The organism is Enterobacter sp. 301B, assembly GCF_003850715.1.
In the GTDB taxonomy this organism is placed as follows: domain Bacteria; phylum Pseudomonadota; class Gammaproteobacteria; order Enterobacterales; family Enterobacteriaceae; genus Enterobacter; species Enterobacter intestinihominis.
On record NZ_PQTC01000012.1, the window covers coordinates 122,875 to 141,370 of the forward strand.

The 18,496-nt window shown below is 55.9% G+C and carries 17 protein-coding genes; 11 read left to right on the plus strand and 6 right to left on the minus strand.

All coding sequences use genetic code 11. The features are described 5' to 3' along the window. Positions 1–264: 264 nt before the first annotated feature. The 7 genes from aroK (at position 265) to trpS (ending at position 6,671) form a co-directional block, all read left to right on the plus strand. Positions 265–786, plus strand: coding sequence for a shikimate kinase AroK (gene aroK, locus C3451_RS14765; protein WP_003861630.1), 522 nt, complete (start codon positions 265–267; stop codon positions 784–786). A 57-nt stretch (positions 787–843) separates the two neighbouring features. Then, positions 844–1,932, plus strand: coding sequence for a 3-dehydroquinate synthase (gene aroB, locus C3451_RS14770; RefSeq protein ID WP_022649622.1), 1,089 nt, complete (start codon positions 844–846; stop codon positions 1,930–1,932). Positions 1,933–2,024: 92 nt separating this feature from the next. Next, positions 2,025–3,323: a cell division protein DamX gene (gene damX, locus C3451_RS14775; RefSeq protein ID WP_022649621.1), complete on the plus strand. Its 1,299-nt coding sequence runs from the start codon at positions 2,025–2,027 to the stop codon at positions 3,321–3,323. A 67-nt stretch (positions 3,324–3,390) separates the two neighbouring features. After that, positions 3,391–4,203, plus strand: coding sequence for an adenine-specific DNA-methyltransferase (gene dam, locus C3451_RS14780; protein ID WP_022649620.1), 813 nt, complete (start codon positions 3,391–3,393; stop codon positions 4,201–4,203). Positions 4,204–4,242: 39 nt separating this feature from the next. Next, complete coding sequence (rpe, locus tag C3451_RS14785) at positions 4,243–4,920, plus strand: ribulose-phosphate 3-epimerase (protein ID WP_003861634.1); 678 nt, start codon at positions 4,243–4,245, stop codon at positions 4,918–4,920. Then, the gene (gene gph / locus C3451_RS14790; protein WP_124304339.1) at positions 4,913–5,674 is read left to right on the plus strand and encodes a phosphoglycolate phosphatase; all 762 of its coding nucleotides are present in this window, start codon (positions 4,913–4,915) and stop codon (positions 5,672–5,674) included. Before rpe ends, gph begins: the two co-directional genes overlap by 8 nt. Beyond that, positions 5,667–6,671 carry a tryptophan--tRNA ligase gene (trpS, locus tag C3451_RS14795; protein ID WP_015571430.1) on the plus strand — a complete coding sequence of 335 codons (1,005 nt, stop codon included), beginning with the start codon at positions 5,667–5,669 and terminating at the stop codon, positions 6,669–6,671. The genes gph and trpS overlap by 8 nt, the downstream gene beginning before the upstream one ends. Before the next feature lie 137 nt (positions 6,672–6,808). On the opposite strand, the gene C3451_RS14800 is transcribed toward trpS, so the two are convergent. The 5 genes from C3451_RS14800 to tsgA form a co-directional block, all read right to left on the minus strand. Continuing rightward, on the minus strand, positions 6,809–6,979 hold the full coding sequence (locus C3451_RS14800; protein WP_003861638.1) for a YhfL family protein: 171 nt from the start codon (positions 6,977–6,979) through the stop codon (positions 6,809–6,811). A gap of 146 nt (positions 6,980–7,125) precedes the next feature. Further along, positions 7,126–8,499: a siroheme synthase CysG gene (gene cysG, locus C3451_RS14805; RefSeq protein ID WP_045621721.1), complete on the minus strand. Its 1,374-nt coding sequence runs from the start codon at positions 8,497–8,499 to the stop codon at positions 7,126–7,128. Between the two features lie 134 nt (positions 8,500–8,633). Beyond that, the gene (gene nirD, locus C3451_RS14810; RefSeq protein ID WP_022649617.1) at positions 8,634–8,960 is read right to left on the minus strand and encodes a nitrite reductase small subunit NirD; all 327 of its coding nucleotides are present in this window, start codon (positions 8,958–8,960) and stop codon (positions 8,634–8,636) included. Beyond that, entirely contained in the window at positions 8,957–11,500 is a 2,544-nt protein-coding gene (gene nirB / locus C3451_RS14815; protein WP_022649616.1) for a nitrite reductase large subunit NirB, read from the minus strand. Before nirB ends, nirD begins: the two co-directional genes overlap by 4 nt. 260 nt (positions 11,501–11,760) lie before the next feature. Continuing rightward, the gene (tsgA, locus tag C3451_RS14825; protein ID WP_045621719.1) at positions 11,761–12,945 is read right to left on the minus strand and encodes an MFS transporter TsgA; all 1,185 of its coding nucleotides are present in this window, start codon (positions 12,943–12,945) and stop codon (positions 11,761–11,763) included. Positions 12,946–13,223: 278 nt separating this feature from the next. Between tsgA and ppiA the strand changes: the two genes are divergently transcribed. The 4 genes from ppiA (at position 13,224) to C3451_RS14850 (ending at position 16,388) form a co-directional block, all read left to right on the plus strand. After that, positions 13,224–13,796 (plus strand): peptidylprolyl isomerase A, encoded by a 573-nt coding sequence (ppiA, locus tag C3451_RS14835; protein ID WP_022649614.1) that lies wholly within the window; start codon positions 13,224–13,226, stop codon positions 13,794–13,796. Positions 13,797–13,901: 105 nt separating this feature from the next. Further along, positions 13,902–14,486: a putative adenosine monophosphate-protein transferase Fic gene (locus tag C3451_RS14840; protein WP_038416836.1), complete on the plus strand. Its 585-nt coding sequence runs from the start codon at positions 13,902–13,904 to the stop codon at positions 14,484–14,486. 30 nt (positions 14,487–14,516) lie between these two features. After that, entirely contained in the window at positions 14,517–15,080 is a 564-nt protein-coding gene (gene pabA / locus C3451_RS14845; RefSeq protein ID WP_022649612.1) for an aminodeoxychorismate synthase component 2, read from the plus strand. An 87-nt stretch (positions 15,081–15,167) separates the two neighbouring features. Then, positions 15,168–16,388, plus strand: coding sequence for an aspartate aminotransferase family protein (locus C3451_RS14850; RefSeq protein WP_022649611.1), 1,221 nt, complete (start codon positions 15,168–15,170; stop codon positions 16,386–16,388). On the opposite strand, the gene C3451_RS14855 is transcribed toward C3451_RS14850, so the two are convergent. Beyond that, positions 16,385–18,472: a YccS/YhfK family putative transporter gene (locus C3451_RS14855; RefSeq protein ID WP_023298768.1), complete on the minus strand. Its 2,088-nt coding sequence runs from the start codon at positions 18,470–18,472 to the stop codon at positions 16,385–16,387. The two genes, C3451_RS14850 and C3451_RS14855, sit on opposite strands and share 4 nt — an antisense overlap. Positions 18,473–18,496: the final 24 nt, after the last annotated feature.

The following is an 18,496-nucleotide window of genomic DNA, read 5'->3' on the forward strand; positions in this document are numbered from 1 at the left end:
TTTTGCATTCAGTTTGTTGCAGATGTTTGACGTGGGGCATGAATTAGCATACAAGGAGTACCGATTTGAGTTGGACTTACGTCTTATTTCCTTATGCGCCGGGAACGGTGATTTAATCAGTTGCCAAACAAGCCGGAGTATTGAGATAATTTTTCGTCTGACTCTCGCTCTATTGCAAATGAGGTTTCAGTTCATGTCCTGCTACGCCGGGTGTCTGCGCAGCGGGGATTACCATTAACGAATAGTCTTAGTAGTACCGAAAAAATGGCAGAGAAACGCAATATCTTTCTGGTTGGGCCTATGGGTGCCGGCAAAAGCACTATTGGGCGTCAGTTAGCTCAACAACTCAATATGGAATTTTACGATTCTGATCAAGAGATTGAGAAACGAACCGGAGCGGATGTGGGCTGGGTCTTCGACGTAGAAGGCGAAGAAGGTTTCCGTGACCGAGAAGAAAAAGTGATCAACGAACTCACGGAAAAACAGGGCATTGTGCTGGCAACAGGCGGCGGCTCTGTAAAATCTCGCGAAACCCGCAACCGTCTCTCCGCCCGTGGCGTAGTGGTCTATCTTGAGACGACCATCGAAAAACAGCTGGCACGCACGCAGCGTGATAAAAAGCGCCCGTTGTTGCAGGTTGAAACACCGCCACGTGAAGTTCTGGAAGCTTTGGCCGATGAACGCAATCCTCTGTACGAAGAGATTGCTGATGTGACCATTCGTACTGACGATCAAAGCGCTAAAGTGGTTGCAAACCAGATTATTCATATGCTGGAAAGCAACTGATTCTGGCTTTATATACACTCGCCTGCGGGTAAAAGCATTTAAGGTGGATGTCGCGTCATGGAGAGGATTACAGTTACTCTCGGGGAACGTAGTTACCCTATCACCATCGCGGCTGGTTTGTTTAACGATCCAGCTTCCTTCTTACCACTGAAAGCGGGTGATCAGGCGATGCTGGTCACCAACGAGACGCTGGCTCCGCTTTATCTCGACCGTGTACGCCACCTGCTTGAGCAGGCGGGCGTGAAGGTCGACAGTGTGATTCTGCCCGATGGCGAGCAGTACAAAAGCCTGACGGTACTGGATACCGTCTTTACCGCACTTCTGCAAAAACCGCACGGTCGTGATACAACACTGCTTGCCCTGGGCGGCGGCGTTGTGGGCGATCTGACCGGTTTTGCAGCCGCCAGCTACCAGCGCGGTGTGCGCTTTATTCAAATTCCAACCACGTTGCTCTCACAGGTCGATTCTTCTGTGGGCGGTAAAACGGCGGTTAACCATCCGCTCGGCAAAAACATGATTGGCGCGTTCTACCAGCCTGCATCGGTGGTGGTGGATCTCGACTGTCTGCAAACCTTGCCAGCGCGCGAACTGGCGTCCGGCCTTGCAGAAGTGATCAAATACGGCATCATTCTTGACGGTGAGTTCTTCACCTGGCTGGAAGAGAATATGGATGCGCTGCTGCGCCTCGATGGGCAGGCAATGGCCTACTGTATTCGCCGTTGCTGTGAGCTGAAAGCAGAAGTCGTTGCCGCAGATGAGCGTGAAACCGGCTTACGTGCTTTACTGAATCTGGGGCATACGTTTGGTCATGCGATCGAAGCCGAAATGGGCTACGGTAACTGGCTTCACGGTGAAGCTGTCGCTGCCGGAATGGTCATGGCGGCCCGTGCCTCTGAACGTCTGGGGCAGTTCAGGCCGGAAGAGACAGCACGTATCATCACGTTGCTTAAACGTGCTGGCTTGCCGGTGAGTGGTCCGCAGGAAATGTCTGCGCAAGCGTACCTTCCCCACATGATGCGCGATAAAAAAGTATTGGCAGGTGAGATGCGTCTGGTACTCCCGCTTGCAATAGGGAAAAGTGAAGTGCGCGGCGGAGTGCCGCACGAAGTCGTACTTGGCGCTATTGCTGATTGTCAGCAGGCGTAACAACTAGAAAGGTCAGGCTGCTGTAACAGGTGGTCGTTTTAGCTTCAGGTAAATGCAGAGTCGTTGGCAGAAGCCTTTGAGTGGGGTGTTAAATGGATGAATTCAAACCAGAAGACGAGCTGAAACCCGATCCCAGCGATCGTCGTACTGGTCGTTCTCGTCAATCTTCAGAACGTGATAACGAGCCGCAGATCAACTTTGACGATGTCGATCTGGATGCAGACGATCGTCGCCCTTCGCGTAGCCGTAATGCGCGAAATGAGCGTGAAGACGAGGAGTATGAATCCGAAGAAGAGTTAATGGATGAACAGCCTGTTGAACGTCGTCCGCGCAAACGTAAAAAAGCGGTAGCGGCAAAACCGGCCTCCCGTCAGTACATCATGATGGGCCTTGGCGTTCTGGTTCTGGTATTGCTGATTGTCGGCATTGGTTCCGCGCTAAAAGCACCTTCTACCCATTCTACCGAGCAGACAGCGTCTGCCGAGAAGAGCATCGACCTGTCTGGTAACGATGCGAGCAACCAGGCGAATGGCGCTCAGCCAGCGCCGGGCACCACTTCCGCAGAGCAGACCGCAGGTAACACCAGCGCCGGTCAGGATATCTCTCTGCCGCCCGTCTCTGCGACCCCAACTCAGGGCCAGGCGCCTGTTACGCCGGAGGGCCAGCAGCGTGTTGAAGTTCAGGGCGATCTGAATAACGCGCTGACGCAGCCGCAGAATCAGGAGCAGGTTAACGCTGCCGTGGTGAACTCCACGCTGCCTACTGAACCTGCCACCGTTGCGCCAGTTCATGGCAGCAATGCCCAGCAGCAAACGGCGGCAACGGAAACCAAACCGCGCCATACCCAGACTGCGCCGCGTCAGGAGCGTAAGCAGGCTGTGATTGAGCCGAAGCGTGAGACGAAACCGCAGACCGTGGCAAAAGCGCCAGAAACGAAAGCGCCAGCGCAGACAAAACCTGCGGTGAGCCAACCGGTTAAAGCGCCAACGCCTGCGGCAACCGCTGCACCTAAAGCAACGGCGACCACAACCGCGCCTGCTGCAACTGCGGCACCGGCTGCTACGCCAACCGCTAGCGCATCCAGCACCGCGGCAGGTAAAACGACGGGTAACGTGGGTTCTCTGAAATCCGCATCATCCAGCAACTACACGTTGCAGCTGAGCAGTTCGTCTAACTACGACAACCTCAACGCCTGGGCGAAGAAATCGAATCTGAAAAACTATGTGGTTTATCAGACGACCCGTAACGGACAGCCTTGGTACGTTCTGGTAAGCGGAGTTTATGCCTCAAAAGATGAAGCAAAACGAGCCGTCTCCACGCTGCCTGCCGATGTGCAGGCGAAAAACCCGTGGGCGAAGCCAATTCATCAGGTGCAGGCCGATCTGAAGTAATGTTTAAAGCGCAGGATGCTGTCGGAGCTTTCTCCACAGCCGGAGAAGGTGTAATCAGTTAGTCAGCATGAAAAAAAATCGCGCTTTTCTTAAATGGGCAGGGGGGAAATACCCCCTGCTCGACGATATTAAAAAGCACCTGCCGAAAGGCGAGTGTCTTATCGAGCCCTTCGTGGGTGCTGGATCGGTATTCCTGAATACCGATTTTTCTCGTTATATCCTGGCGGATATCAACAGCGACCTTATCAGCCTCTATAACATCGTCAAACTGCGTACCGATGAGTATGTGGAAGAGGCGCGGAAGCTGTTTACGCCAGAGAACAACAACCCGGACATTTACTATCAGTTCCGCGCTGAGTTTAATCAGAGCCAGGACCCGTTCCGTCGCGCGCTGTTGTTTCTTTATCTCAACCGCCATGGCTACAACGGTCTGTGCCGGTATAATCTGCGTGGCGAGTTTAACGTGCCGTTTGGCCGCTATAAGCGTCCCTATTTCCCGCAGGACGAGCTGTATCACTTTGCTGAAAAAGCGCAGAATGCCGAGTTCTACTGTCTCTCCTATGAAGAGTGCATGGAGCTGGCGGGCGTAAACTCGGTGGTCTACTGCGACCCGCCTTACGCGCCGCTGTCTGCCACGGCAAATTTCACCGCCTACCACACCAACAGCTTCAGCCCGGCCGAGCAGGCGCGTCTGGCTGAGATGGCGGAAAAGCTGGTCAGCAAAAGAATTCCGGTGTTAATTTCGAATCACGACACGCCTGATACGCGCGAATGGTACAAAGCCGCGAAGCATTTTCAGGTAAAAGTGCGGCGTAGCATTAGTAGCAATGGCGGCACACGTAAAAAGGTGGACGAACTTCTGGCGCTTTATCGACCCTGAGCCTTTGCCCGCCGGTAAACACATTTCAAGGAGATGCGGATGAAACAGTTTTTGATTGCCCCCTCAATTCTGTCGGCCGATTTTGCCCGCCTGGGTGAAGACACTGCCAAAGCTCTTGCGGCTGGCGCGGATGTCGTCCATTTCGACGTTATGGATAACCACTACGTTCCCAACCTGACCATCGGTCCGATGGTGCTTAAAGCGCTGCGTAACTACGGGATCACCGCGCCCATTGACGTGCATCTGATGGTGAAACCGGTTGATCGCATCGTGCCTGATTTCGCCGCGGCGGGTGCCAGCATCATCACTTTCCACCCGGAAGCCTCCGAACACGTTGACCGCACGCTACAGCTGATCAAAGAGAACGGCTGTAAGGCGGGGCTGGTCTTTAACCCGGCGACCCCGCTGAGCTATCTCGACTACGTGATGGACAAGCTGGACGTAATTCTGCTGATGTCCGTCAACCCGGGCTTTGGCGGCCAGTCGTTTATTCCTCAGACGCTCGACAAGCTGCGTGAAGTGCGCCGCCGCATTGATGAGTCTGGCTATGATATTCGTCTGGAAGTGGACGGCGGCGTGAAGGTCAATAACATCGGTGAGATTGCGGCGGCAGGGGCGGATATGTTCGTCGCAGGCTCCGCCATCTTCGATCAACCGGATTACAAAAAAGTCATTGATGAAATGCGCCGTGAACTGGCGAAGGTAAGTCATGGATAAATTGCAGGCTATTCGGGGTGTAGCATTTGACCTCGACGGCACGCTGGTCGACAGCGCGCCAGGATTAACCCGCGCCGTCGATCAGGCGCTGTATGCCCTTGAACTCCCCGTTGCGGGCGAAGAGCGCGTCGTGACGTGGATTGGTAACGGTGCAGACGTGCTGATGGAGCGCGCGCTGACCTGGGCTCGTCAGGAACGTGCCTCTCAGCGTTCTGCGCAAGGGAAACCGAGTGTTGACCACGCGGATATTCCCCAGGATGAGCAGCAGCGTATTCTGCGCAAACTGTTCGACCGTTTCTACGAAGAGACCGTCGAAGAGGGCAGCTTCCTGTTCCCGGATGTCGCTGAAACGCTGAGCGCGCTACATGCGAAAGGCATCCCGCTGGGGCTGGTGACCAACAAGCCAACACCGTTCGTTGCGCCTCTGCTGGAAGCGCTGGATATCGCGAAATACTTCTCCGTAATTGTGGGCGGCGATGACGTGCAGAATAAAAAGCCGCATCCGGAACCGCTATTGCTGGTGGCAGGAAAATTATCCTTAGCGCCTGCGGAGCTGCTCTTTGTCGGGGATTCCCGCAATGATATTCTGGCTGCCAGAGCGGCAGGTTGCCCGTCTGTTGGGTTGACCTACGGCTACAACTACGGTGAAGCCATTACGCTGAGTGAGCCGGACGTTGTGTTCGACCACTTCAAAGATTTGTTGCCCGCACTCGGGCTCTCGCACAGTGGACATCAGGAATTGAATAATGACTAAGCCCATCGTTTTTAGTGGCGCACAGCCTTCAGGTGAACTGACCATTGGTAACTACATGGGTGCGTTACGTCAGTGGGTGAGCATGCAGGATGACTACCACTGCATTTACTGCATCGTGGATTTGCATGCTATCACCGCGCGTCAGGATCCCGAGAAGCTGCGCAAGGCGACGCTCGATACGCTGGCGCTGTACCTGGCGTGCGGTATCGATCCAGAGAAGAGCACCATTTTCGTTCAGTCTCACGTGCCAGAGCACGCGCAGCTGGGCTGGGCGCTGAACTGCTACACCTATTTCGGCGAGCTGAGCCGCATGACCCAGTTCAAGGATAAATCTGCGCGCTACTCTGAAAACATCAACGCCGGTCTGTTTGATTATCCGGTGCTGATGGCGGCAGATATTCTGCTGTACCAGACCAACCAGGTACCAGTGGGTGAAGACCAGAAGCAGCACCTGGAGCTGAGCCGCGATATCGCCCAGCGCTTCAATGCGCTTTACGGCGACGTGTTCAAAGTGCCTGAGCCGTTTATTCCGAAATCCGGCGCGCGCGTGATGTCGCTGCTGGAGCCGACCAAAAAGATGTCCAAGTCTGACGATAACCGCAACAACGTTATCGGCCTGCTGGAAGATCCGAAATCGGTGGTGAAAAAGCTCAAGCGTGCGGTGACCGACTCCGACGAGCCGCCAGTGGTGCGCTACGACGTGCAGAACAAAGCGGGCGTATCCAACCTGCTGGACATTCTCTCCGGTGTGACCGGACAGAGCATCCCTGAGCTGGAAAAACACTTTGAAGGCAAAATGTACGGCCACCTGAAAGGCGAAGTGGCAGACGCCGTTTCCGGCATGCTGACCGAGTTGCAGGAGCGCTATCACCGTTACCGTAACGACGAAGCTTTCCTGCAAAAAGTGATGAAAGAGGGCGCGGAAAAAGCCAGCGCGCGCGCCTCCGAAACCCTGAAAGCGGTGTACGACGCGATTGGGTTTGTGGCGAAACCTTAAGCCGCTTTGCCGGGTGGCGCTTACGCTTACCCGGCCTACGGGACCGTGTAGGTCGGGTAAGGCGGAGCCGCCACCCGACAAAACTGACGAAACAAAAAAACCGGGAAATCCCCGGTTTTTTTACGCCTGAAAAACGCTTACTGCTGTGCCGCCGGGCCGCAACCGCCGATGATCTTCGAAATGGAGATTGCCGGATGCAGCAGGTAATCGTAGCTGCAATTATTTTTAGTATTTTGAACGTGACCGGTGCAGGCCGTCAGAGTTGTTAACAGGCCGACCAGAACGGCAGCTTTTGCCAGTTTGAACATACGCATTCCTTGTCAATAAAATCAAAAAATTGGATGTAACACGAGGGAATAAATGGAAAAGTTCCATTACGCGGGCGGTATGTTATCGACTGAGGTAAGAAGGGAGTAGTCCGCTTCAAGACTACTCCCGGGAGAGAGATTGTGCGTTAGTGGCTGGAGAACCAGTTCAGTTTTTCACGCAGTGCTACCACGCGGCCCACCACGATCAGCGCCGGGCTTTCAACCTGCTGCGCCAGCTCGCCCAGTTGCGTCAGTACGCCATCGACCACGCGCTGCGTAATGGCGGTACCGTTTTCTACCAGTGCGACCGGCATATCTGCATCCATGCCGTGCTCCAGCAGTTTCGCCTGAATCGTGGCTGCCTGATTTAGCCCCATATAGAAGACCAACGTCTGCTTTTCAGCGGCCAGATTATGCCAGTCCAGCTCGCTGCCGGTTTTCAGGTGGCCTGTCACCAGGCGCACGCTCTGGGCATAGTCGCGATGGGTTAACGGAATGCCGGAATAGGCAGAACAGCCGGATGCCGCCGTAATGCCCGGCACCACGGAGAACGGAATGCCCGCGTTGCAGAGAGTTTCCAGCTCCTCGCCGCCGCGACCAAAGATAAACGGATCGCCCCCTTTCAAACGCACCACGCGCTTACCTTTTTGCGCTTCCCGCAGCAGGATCTGGTTGATCTCCTCCTGCGGTACGCAGTGATAACCTGCCCGTTTGCCGACGAACACGCGGTCAGCATCGCGGCGCACCAGATTCATGATGTCATCAGAGACCAGACGGTCATACACCACGATGTCCGCCTGCTGGATCTGCTGGAGACCCTTCAGCGTCAGCAAGCCCGCATCGCCGGGACCTGCGCCCACCAGTACCACTTCACCGCGATGATCCAGCGGTTCAGAGAGGAGTTGCTCGGTCGTCTCTTCAACCGCTTTGGTGTCCTGATTGGCCAGCGACTGCGCCAGCCTGTCGTTGACAAAGAACTTCTCCCAGAAGCGACGGCGTTCGCCCACGGTTGCGAAGGTTTGCTTCACGCGGGAACGCAGCTGCCCGGCGTAATGGGCAATCTGACCAAGGTGTTGAGGCAGCACGGCTTCCAGTTTTTCCCGCAGCAGACGGGCAAGAACGGGCGAGCGGCCACCGGACGACACCGCAATCATCAGCGGCGAGCGGTCGATAATGGATGGCATGATAAAGCTCGCCTCTTTCGGCGCATCCACCACGTTACAGAAGATGCGGCGCGCTTCGCAGGCGTCGCTGACGCGCTGGTTAACGTCATCGTTATCCGTTGCGGCGATGGTCAGCCAGCAAGTATCCAGCAGGGATTCATCAAATTCGCCCTGCACCTGCGTGAGCATCCCTTCCTGCGCCCAGACGTCAAACTGTGGGGCGAAGGTGAGGGCGTTAACGGTCAGTCTGGCGCCCGCCTCTAACAGCAGGCGCGCCTTGCGTTCAGCCACATCGCCGCCGCCCACGAGCAGGCAGTCGCGGTTGCGTAATTGACAAAAAATCGGCAGGTGATCCACGACGTTACCTCACAGCATTCATGGCGGGGGAAGAATTGACGTCAGGATAACAGCAGGAATCGTACAGAACATACGGTTTTTCCTGCCGTTACCCATAAGGGGTCATAAGCCTTTCCTATTGAAAAGGCGAGGGGTTACGCTTTCAGCTGCACCTCGCCGTCCTTCACGCGGACGTCGTAGTGTTTGACCGAGAAGCTTTCATCTTCCATGCAGCGCCCGTCGGTTAAGCGGAAGCGCTGCTTTTTCAGCGGGCTGGCAACCCACAGTTCGCCCTGGTGCTCCGCAATCAGACCGCGGGAGAGCACGCTGGCCTCGAAGAACGGGTCGATATTGCTGATGGCAAAAACCTGTTCATCGTGGCGAGGGCGGAAAATCGCTACCTGCTCGTTGCCCAGCAGGGCACAGACGCCGGTTGCTGGCAGAATGTCGTTAATGTTGCAGATGTTTACCCACTGGCTCATGCGTTTTCCTCCACCAGCATCACCGGAATACGTTCATACGGGGTAGCTGGACGATGCTGTTCACGCTCCGGCACCACCTGCACGTTCGGGTCGCGCTGGGTGCTGTTGATAAAGTGTTTGAAGCGCGTCTGCGCCGCTGGCGTGTTCACGGTTTCGGTCCACTCGCAGATAACCGCCTCGCGCAGGCGAGTCATCTCGGATTCCAGCTGTTCATTCAGGCCCAGCTTGTCGTCGATAATGACTGACTTCAGATAGTCGATGCCGCCTTCGAGATTATCCAGCCAGGACGCGGTACGGGTCAGCTTATCGGCGGTACGAATGTAGAACATCATGAAGCGGTCGAGGTATTTGATCAGCGTATCGCGATCGAGATCGGCAGCCAGCAGATCGGCGTGGCGAGGTTTCATCCCGCCGTTACCGCACACGTACAGGTTCCAGCCTTTCTCGGTGGCGATAATACCCACGTCTTTACCCTGTGCTTCCGCACATTCACGGGTACACCCTGAGACGCCGAACTTCATTTTGTGCGGCGTACGGATGCCTTTGTAGCGGTTTTCCAGCTCGACGCCGAAGCCCACGCTGTCGCCCACGCCGTAGCGGCACCAGGTGCTACCCACGCAGGTTTTCGCCATGCGCAGCGCCTTGGCGTACGCGTGACCGGTTTCGAAGCCCGCCTCAATCAACTGACGCCAGATTTCCGGCAGATCATCTTTCTGCGCACCGAACAGGCCGATACGCTGGGAACCGGTGATTTTAGTGTACAGGTTAAACTCACGGGCGATACGGCCCACGGCGACCAGCCCTTCAGGGGTAATTTCCCCCCCGGCAGAACGTGGGATCACCGAGTAAGTCCCGTCTTTCTGAATATTGGCCAGGAAGTTATCGTTGGTGTCCTGAAGCGGAGTGTGTTCTGGTTTGAGCACATATTCGTTCCAGCAGGACGCCAGCAGGGAACCGACGGTAGGCTTACATACTTCACAGCCGTAGCCCTGGCCGTGTTTCTCCAGCAGTTCGTCGAAGGACTTAATGCCTTCCACGCGGATCAGGTGGTACAGCTCCTGGCGAGAGTAAGCGAAGTGCTCGCACAGGTTGTTGTTCACTTCAATGCCCTGTTTTGCCAGCTCGGCGTTCAGCACCTGGGTGACCAGCGGGATACAGCCGCCGCAGCCGGTCCCGGCTTTGGTTTCCGCCTTCAGCGCCGCAACGGTGTGGCAGCCTTTGTTAATGGCGGAGATCAGCATGCCTTTGGTCACGTCGAAGCAGGAGCAGATTTGCGCGCTGTCCGGCAGTTTATCCACGCCAATGGACGGCTTACCGCTGGAGGCGTGCGCCGGGAGGATCAGCGCGTCCGGGTTTTCCGGCAGCTCAATGGCGTTCAGCACCAGCTGGAGCAGGTTGCCGAAGTCGCTGGTGTCGCCCACCAGCACCGCCCCGAGCAGGGTTTTGTTATCCTGGCTGACGATAAGACGTTTGTAGACTTCTTTGCTTTCGTCCAGATAAACATAGCTGCGGGAATTCGGGGTGCGACCATGCGCATCGCCAATACCGCCCACGTCCACGCCCAGCAGCTTCAGCTTCGCGCTCATGTCTGCGCCGGTGAAGGCATTTTCGCTGCCGAGGATATGGTCAACGGCGACCTGCGCCATTTTGTACCCAGGTGCAACCAGACCGTATACGCGGTTATTCCAGCTGGCGCATTCGCCGATGGCGTAGATGTCCGGATCGGAGGTCTGGCAGGTATCGTTGATCATGATCCCGCCGCGCTGCGCAACGGCCAGACCGCACTGAGTAGCCAGCTTGTCGCGCGGGCGAATGCCGGTGGAGAAGACGATGAAATCCACTTCCAGCTCGCTGCCGTCGGCAAAGCGCATGGTTTTACGCGCTTCAGTGCCTTCCTGCACGATCTCTTTGGTGTTCTTGCTGGTGTGAACCTTCACGCCCATGCTTTCGATTTTACGGCGTAACTGGTCGCCACCCATATGGTCCAGCTGTTCCGCCATCAGCATCGGGGCAAATTCGATGACGTGGGTTTCAACGCCGAGGTTTTTCAGTGCGCCTGCCGCTTCCAGACCCAGCAGACCACCGCCGACAACCGCGCCACGTTTGCTTCGACGTGCGCAGGATTCAATGGCGTTGAGGTCTTCAATGGTACGGTAAACGAAGCAATCCTGGGTTTCCGAACCTTTAATCGGCGGGATCCACGGATACGAGCCTGTCGCCATGATCAGCTTATCGTAAAAAACCGTGCGTCCGGCGCTGGAGTGGATCACTTTCTCCTGACGGTTGATGGTGATAGCGCGTTCGCCCACCAGCACTTTTACGCCATGCTTCTCGTAGAAACCTTCACGCACCAGAGAGAGTTCTTCGGCGGTATGGTGAGAGAAGTAGGAAGACAAGTGCACACGGTCGTACGCCTTGCGGGGTTCTTCACAGAACACGGTAATATCGAACTGGTTAGCATCGGCTTTATCGAGAAGATCCTCAATAAAGCGGTGGCCGACCATGCCGTTACCGATGATAGCGAGTCTGACTTTGCTCATTTTTGCCTCGATTTCTTTTCTATTACTGCCTACCTTAACGATTCAGCAGGGGCACTTATTGATGCAAATCAAATACGCCTTCACCTACCCCTTAGGGGGTATATCTATGATTTGTCAGGATTTTTATAAGTTACGGATATTGTTTGATTTTTGTGCTTGCTTGTTTTTCGCACAATTTTGGTGGGGTTTTTTACCCATCGGCGGGCAGGGCGGGTGAGGAGGGGAAAACCCCTTTGCAGTACGCAAAGGGGTTACGGCGATTAGTGGGTAGCCGTTGCTGTATTGTGCTGGCGGTGACGGGTCACAAAGCCCAGCACGAAGCACATGATGAACACCACGGCGTACAGACCGTTAGCGGTATGCAGCGCCGCCAGCGGGCCGCTGTGCGCCACAATTGGGCCCGTGACCACGAAGGTCAGCATGGTGCCGATGGTGCCGCAGGTCAGCACGAAGTTCACCAGCTTTGGCGAGGCCACTTTGGTCTGAAGAGAGCCAAGGGTGATGATCGAGGTATAAATCGCGCTGGAGAAGAAGCCCAGGGTCAGGATGAACCACGGCATATGCTCCGGGGAACCGTTGATGAACAGATACATCAGCACGGTTGCCAGACCCGCCAGAACGGTCAGGATCCGTTGCAGGTCGAAGAAGCGCAGGATAAAGCTAAACGCCCACATGCCGAACATGTAAGACATCCAGAAATCGCTCACCAGTTTACCCGCGTCGTTCAGACTCATGCCCAGACCTTTCGCATACTCAGGAACCCAGGAGATAAAGCCCAGCTGGCCCAGGATGTAACACAGCGCGGCGATGGAAAGGAACAGCACGCCGATACCCCATTTTTCTTTCGCAACTGGCTCAGACGTGGTCTGCGCTTTTTTGCCCAGCACCGGGAACTCGCAGCCGAAGGTGAGAATAAAGATCGCGACATAGACCAGACCAATGCAGGCGTACACCCAGTACCACTCAATGCTGCGCGCCAGAAGATACGCGGCAACCATCGGGAAAATCATCCCGGCCATGCTGAAGAAGGAGTCGGTGAACAGCAGACGCGCGCCGCGCTGGCGGCCTTCATACATATGGGTGATCAGGAACGTACCGATCGACATGGTGATCCCGCTCACCAGGCCCAGTACGAACATGGCGGCAGAGAAGAGGGCGATGCTGTGGCTCAGCACCAGGCCCGCCACGGCGGCAACCATTAGCACGAAGCCGAAGCGCAGCTGGGTTTTCAGCGGCACGATTTCCATCAGCCAGGCATTAAGGAAAATAGAGATCAGGATCCCCGCGTTCAGGAAAGTGAAGGTATTGCTCATGCTGGAAACGGGCAACTGGAAATAGTCTGCGATATTTCCCATCACCATCCCGGTGACGATCACCAACGCGCCGGTCAGGGCGTAGGAGAAGAAGCTGATCCATGTGAGCTTGATGCGATTGCTGTTAGTCATGTCTGGCCTGTTAAAAGTAAAGAAAAACGCAATGACTGCGTTTGAGCGGGCAGATTTTAGTCGCGAAAGTGATCTAATTAAATCTTTTCAGAAAATATTGAGCACAATTGCAGGCTTTAACGTGATGGAGATCACATTAAATCGCGGGGTGAACAATCGTTTGCGCGGTAATAATTGTTTCAATTTCGTAAAATTAGGTAAAAGACTGGTCTGGGGTCATACTGCTCTTTAGAATCAAGCCATTCGCTTTTTATACTGCGCTTTGTTAAGGAATTCTCATGCTCAAATCAACACTGGCGGCTGTCGCAGCTGTGTTTGCTCTTTCTGCCGTTTCCCCTGCTGCGCTGGCAGCTAAAGGAGACCCTCACGTCCTGCTGACTACCTCTGCGGGGAATATTGAGCTGGAGCTGGATAGCCAGAAAGCCCCTGTTTCTGTGAAAAACTTCCTCGACTACGTGAACAGTGGTTTTTATAACAACACCACGTTCCACCGCGTGATCCCGGGCTTTATGATTCAGGGCGGCGGTTTCAACGAGCAGATGCAGCAGAAAAAGCCTAACCCGCCAATCAAAAATGAAGCGGATAACGGCCTGCTGAACAAGCGCGGCACCATTTCTATGGCGCGTACGGCGGATAAAGACAGCGCCACCAGCCAGTTCTTCCTCAACGTGGCGGATAACGCCTTCCTGGACCACGGCCAGCGCGACTTTGGCTACGCGGTGTTCGGTAAAGTGGTGAAAGGCATGGACGTGGCGGACAAGATCTCTCAGGTTCAGACTCACGATGTCGGTCCATACCAGAATGTGCCGTCTAAGCCAGTGGTGATTCTCTCCGCGAAAGTGCTGCCGTAATCGTTCCCTCACACGGGCACATCCTGCCCGTGTCTTTCCGCCCTCCCTGCGAAAGCGCGTTTTGCTGCTTATACTTGTGGCAAACGGACTATTCAGGGAGGCGTAGTGAAAAAACTCACCGACAAGCAAAAATCCCGACTCTGGGAGCAACAGCGTAGCGTCAATCTTCAGGCCAGTTGCCTCCTTGAAAAAGGCAAGGGTCCCGCTGAACCCGATATCGAGATGCTGGCACTGGGGCCTTCTGCACCGGGTTTACCCCATCTGTGCCTTATTCACCGCCATTTATTCCGCAACGAAATGAAAGGCGCTGGCGAGCTGCGCACCGCCGATATCTCCAAGGGCGACATTCCATTTTGCCATTTCGAGTACATCGAGAAGGTGGGTAATGAGCTGATGGCTTCGCTGGAAAGCGATAAATATCTGGTGGGCCTTCAGAAAGAAGAGTTTACAGACAGAATCAGTCATTACTACTGTGAAATCAACATGCTACATCCGTTTATGAGCGGTAATGGCGTGGCTCAGCGGATCTTCTTTGAACAGCTGGCGATCCATGCGGGCTACGTGCTGAACTGGCAGGGGATCGACCCGGACGACTGGGCATCTGCCAACCAGAGCGGGGCGATGGGTGATCTGACCGCCCTGAATGCTATCTTTGCCAAAGTTGTGAGCGAAGCGCGGGGATCTGAGTAAAATAGGGCGGCCATTTTTTCAGGAGCCGCCATGATTCTGCTGATTGATAACTACGATTCCTTTACCTGGAACCTTTACCAGTATTTTTGTGAGCTGGGGGCAGAGGTGGTTGTCCGCCGTAACGATGAGATCGCGCTGGCTGACATTGACGCGCTGGCGCCCCAGAAAATCGTGATTTCGCCCGGGCCGTGTACGCCGTCGGAGTCCGGTATCTCGCTGGAGGTAATCCGCCACTATGCGGGCAAGCTGCCGATTCTGGGCGTCTGCCTGGGTCACCAGGCCATTGCGCAGGTCTTTGGCGCCAGCATTGTCCGTGCCGCGAAAGTCATGCACGGCAAAACCTCACCGATCACGCACACCGGTACCGGCGTATTCCTGGGGCTAAACAATCCGTTAACCGTGACGCGCTACCATTCTCTGGTGATTGATCCGCCGACCCTGCCCGCAGACTTTGAAGTGACCGCCTGGAGTGAGACACGGGAAATCATGGGCATTCGCCACCGCGAGTACGATCTGGAAGGGGTGCAGTTCCACCCGGAAAGCATTCTCAGCGAACAGGGGCACGCACTGCTGGCCAATTTCCTTAATCGCTGAATATCTGTTGCCTTGTTGTGATTTTTTATGCATATTTTGTGATTATATTTTCACAATCACTGTGACATAAAAATGGATGGTCATGACATGGCAACTGAACAACCAGCAATTACCCGCGCGACATTCGATGAAGTGATCCTGCCGATTTATGCACCGGCTGAGTTTATCCCGGTGAAAGGGAGAGGCAGCCGCGTCTGGGATCAGCAGGGCAACGAGTATGTTGATTTCGCAGGCGGTATTGCGGTGACGGCGCTGGGCCATTGCCATCCTGCGCTGGTGGACGCGCTGAAAACGCAGGGCGAAACGCTGTGGCACACCAGCAACGTGTTCACTAACGAACCGGCGCTGCGTCTGGGGCGTAAGATCATCGATGCCACCTTCGCCGAACGCGTGCTGTTTATGAACTCTGGCACCGAAGCCAACGAAACCGCCTTTAAGCTTGCGCGCTACTACGCAACCACGCGTCATAGTCCGTACAAAACCAAAATCATCGCCTTCCATAACGCCTTCCACGGTCGCTCGTTCTTTACCGTTTCCGTTGGCGGCCAGCCGAAGTATTCCGACGGCTTTGGTCCGAAACCTGCGGATATCATCCATGTGCCGTTTAACGATCTGCACGCCGTTAAAGCGGTGATAGACGATCACACCTGTGCCGTGGTGGTCGAACCCATTCAGGGGGAAGGCGGCGTCACGGCGGCCACCCCGGAATTTCTGCAAGGTCTGCGTGAGCTGTGCGACGAGCACCAGGCGCTGCTGGTGTTTGATGAAGTGCAGTGTGGGATGGGGCGTACCGGAGACCTGTTCGCTTATATGCACTACGGCGTAACGCCGGATATTCTGACCAGCGCGAAAGCGCTCGGCGGCGGTTTCCCGGTCAGCGCGGTGCTCACCACCCAGGATATCGCTTCCGCATTTCATGTGGGCTCACACGGCTCCACTTACGGCGGTAATCCGCTGGCGTGCGCCGTGGCGGGAGCGGCGTTCGACATCATTAATACGCCGGACGTCCTGAATGGCGTGAATGCGAAACGCGCCCTTTTTGTGAAACATCTTCAGCAGATTGACGAACAGTTTGATGTCTTCAGTGAAATCCGCGGGATGGGACTGCTGATCGGCGCCGAGCTGAAACCTCAGTACAAAGGCCGCGCGCGCGATTTCCTGCACGCCGCCGCGCACGAAGGCGTCATGGTGCTCAACGCCGGGCCGGACGTGATGCGCTTCGCGCCGTCGCTGGTGGTGGAAGACAAAGACATCGAAGACGGGTTAACCCGTTTTGCCGCGGCGGTCGCGAAGATCGTCAGAGGCTAATACGCGGTTCGTTTTAACCGGCGCGTTAACCAAATCCCGTGATGCGGACGCTGACGCCATGCCACCGACGAAATGGTGTGCATGGTGTTGAGATGCCCGAGAACGCGCTGTAAATGCTGCTCCAGGGTGCTCATCGGCCCGTGGGTCAGCGTCTCCGGGGCTTCCAGAATGTTCGAATCCCCTGACTCGCCCGGCGCGTCGTACTCCAGACGCTGCTGACAGCGCTGGAGGGCAATTTCACACGACTGCAAATAGCGCTGCGCCAGATCCGGCGTCAGCATGGTGTGCTCGCGCGCCAGCGTGGTCATGGCATTGATGTGTTCGACGATAAACTGGCTGTGCGTGACCCACAGCTTCATGTCTGCCAGATAGTGCGAGTTGAAGCCCGGCTCCTGCATGGCCTGGTTAAGGGAGTTGAACAGGGCATTATGCGCCTGGTTGACCTTCATGCGCTCGTAGGCCAGCGGAGACGGCTGCGGGTCGTCGCTCAGGATCAGGCGAATGGCCTGCTGATCCGCCTCCAGCGCGTCGTGGGCGTTTTGCCTCAGTAATCCACTTTGCCACTGCGGCCACAGCCAGACCATGCCGCCAAAGGCGATCAGGCAGCCAATCAGGGTATCGACCAGGCGGGCAATAATTAACTGATCGGCGTTGAGCGTAAGCAACTGCAGGGTGTACACCGCCGTTACCGTAAAGCCCACCGTCGCCCAGCCGTAGTTTTTACGGATGATCAGATAACTCACCATCGTAATCGCCAGCATGCCGACCAGCGTATACCCTTCCGGCACGTGGAAGTGCAACGTTACGCCCGCGATAATCAGCCCCGCCATCGTGCCGCCCGCCCGATGCAGAATGCGCACCCGCGTGGCGCCATAGCCGTTCTGGGTGACAAACAGCACGGTCATTAAGATCCAGTAGGGTTTCGGCAGGTGCAGGGCCATTCCCATCAGGCTGGCGATGCTGAGCATGACGCTAATTCTTGCGGCGTTGCGCAGGGCGGAAGACTTCAGCGACAGGTAGCTTTTGAGCGCAGGCAGCAACGGCAGTCGTTTTTGCTTATCGGCCATCAGGTCCCGGGTATAAAGCGGGCGCTGGGTGCGCAACACCCGGGCGATGCGGCTGAAATGCCAGGCGGCAAACTGCCCGACCGGGTTATCCGCGTGCTGACGCGCAATCTTTTCCAGCGCGCCGAGCTGTTTGTCCATGTTAAAGCGCGTCGGATAGCGGTGATAGAGGATATCCTCAGCCAGCACCCGCAGGCGCGCCGCGACGGTCTGCGCGTTCCAGCGGATCACCGCTTCCGCATGGCTGCGCTCCACCAGCTTTTGCACCTCTTCCGGATTATGAAGGCTGACGGAAATATGCTCCTGCAAATCCAGCCCGACCTGAAAGGTACGCAGCAGCCGCTTATATTCATGATTTTTGTTGGCGGCAAGCATGTGCAACTGCTGATAGCACTGGCTGATCAGATCCACCACTTTTTGCTGGCGTGCCAGCAGCGGCGGCAGGGATTTTTCCGGGTCGGTATGTTGCGTGAGCAGGGTGTATTTTGCTTCACAGTATTCAGCAAGCTGCACGTAGAGCAGGCTCAGGGATTCGCGAAGCGGCTGTTCCCGCCACAACCAGAACCAGAACCAGTTAAACAGCCCGTACCACAGCGTGCCGAGGGCGTAGATCAGCAATGGCTCCCACACCGGCATATTGCCCGCAAGGCTTAAGGTGAAGATGGCGGCAATCAGCGACGCAGGAAGCAGGCGGGCGTGCAGCGAGCTGATTTCAGCGGTTACGCCAAGCGTCATCGCCAGCACGGTCAGGATCAGCGGCAGAGGAATGTCGCGGGCCAGTAAGAGTTGCACGGCAAGGCTACAGCCGGCAAACAGGCAGCCGCCAATAATCAGGCGTTTGAAAAAGCGTTTATGCGGGGTGTCCAGACCGGCAATGTTGCAGCAGGCGGGCACGAGGGAAAACAGCAGGCCTTGCTGAAGATGTCCGAGGATCAGGCCCACGGCCACGGGAAGACACAACACCAGCGTTTGTCGCAGTGCGTAGTTAACTTCCGGGTGATAGATCAGCCTGCGCCACATAAGGAGTAGAGACAAAAACGGCGT

Bases quoted from the DNA above. Each gene is read 5' to 3' on its own strand.
- aroK (WP_003861630.1), top strand. From the start codon at position 265: ATGGCAGAGAAACGCAATATCTTTCTGGTTGGGCCTATGGGTGCCGGC.
- aroB (WP_022649622.1), top strand. From the start codon at position 844: ATGGAGAGGATTACAGTTACTCTCGGGGAACGTAGTTACCCTATCACC.
- damX (WP_022649621.1), top strand. From the start codon at position 2,025: ATGGATGAATTCAAACCAGAAGACGAGCTGAAACCCGATCCCAGCGAT.
- dam (WP_022649620.1), top strand. From the start codon at position 3,391: ATGAAAAAAAATCGCGCTTTTCTTAAATGGGCAGGGGGGAAATACCCC.
- rpe (WP_003861634.1), top strand. From the start codon at position 4,243: ATGAAACAGTTTTTGATTGCCCCCTCAATTCTGTCGGCCGATTTTGCC.
- gph (WP_124304339.1), top strand. From the start codon at position 4,913: ATGGATAAATTGCAGGCTATTCGGGGTGTAGCATTTGACCTCGACGGC.
- trpS (WP_015571430.1), top strand. From the start codon at position 5,667: ATGACTAAGCCCATCGTTTTTAGTGGCGCACAGCCTTCAGGTGAACTG.
- C3451_RS14800 (WP_003861638.1), bottom strand. From the start codon at position 6,979: ATGTTCAAACTGGCAAAAGCTGCCGTTCTGGTCGGCCTGTTAACAACT.
- nirD (WP_022649617.1), bottom strand. From the start codon at position 8,960: ATGAGCCAGTGGGTAAACATCTGCAACATTAACGACATTCTGCCAGCA.
- nirB (WP_022649616.1), bottom strand. From the start codon at position 11,500: ATGAGCAAAGTCAGACTCGCTATCATCGGTAACGGCATGGTCGGCCAC.
- tsgA (WP_045621719.1), bottom strand. From the start codon at position 12,945: ATGACTAACAGCAATCGCATCAAGCTCACATGGATCAGCTTCTTCTCC.
- ppiA (WP_022649614.1), top strand. From the start codon at position 13,224: ATGCTCAAATCAACACTGGCGGCTGTCGCAGCTGTGTTTGCTCTTTCT.
- pabA (WP_022649612.1), top strand. From the start codon at position 14,517: ATGATTCTGCTGATTGATAACTACGATTCCTTTACCTGGAACCTTTAC.
- C3451_RS14850 (WP_022649611.1), top strand. From the start codon at position 15,168: ATGGCAACTGAACAACCAGCAATTACCCGCGCGACATTCGATGAAGTG.
- C3451_RS14855 (WP_023298768.1), bottom strand. From the start codon at position 18,472: ATGTGGCGCAGGCTGATCTATCACCCGGAAGTTAACTACGCACTGCGA.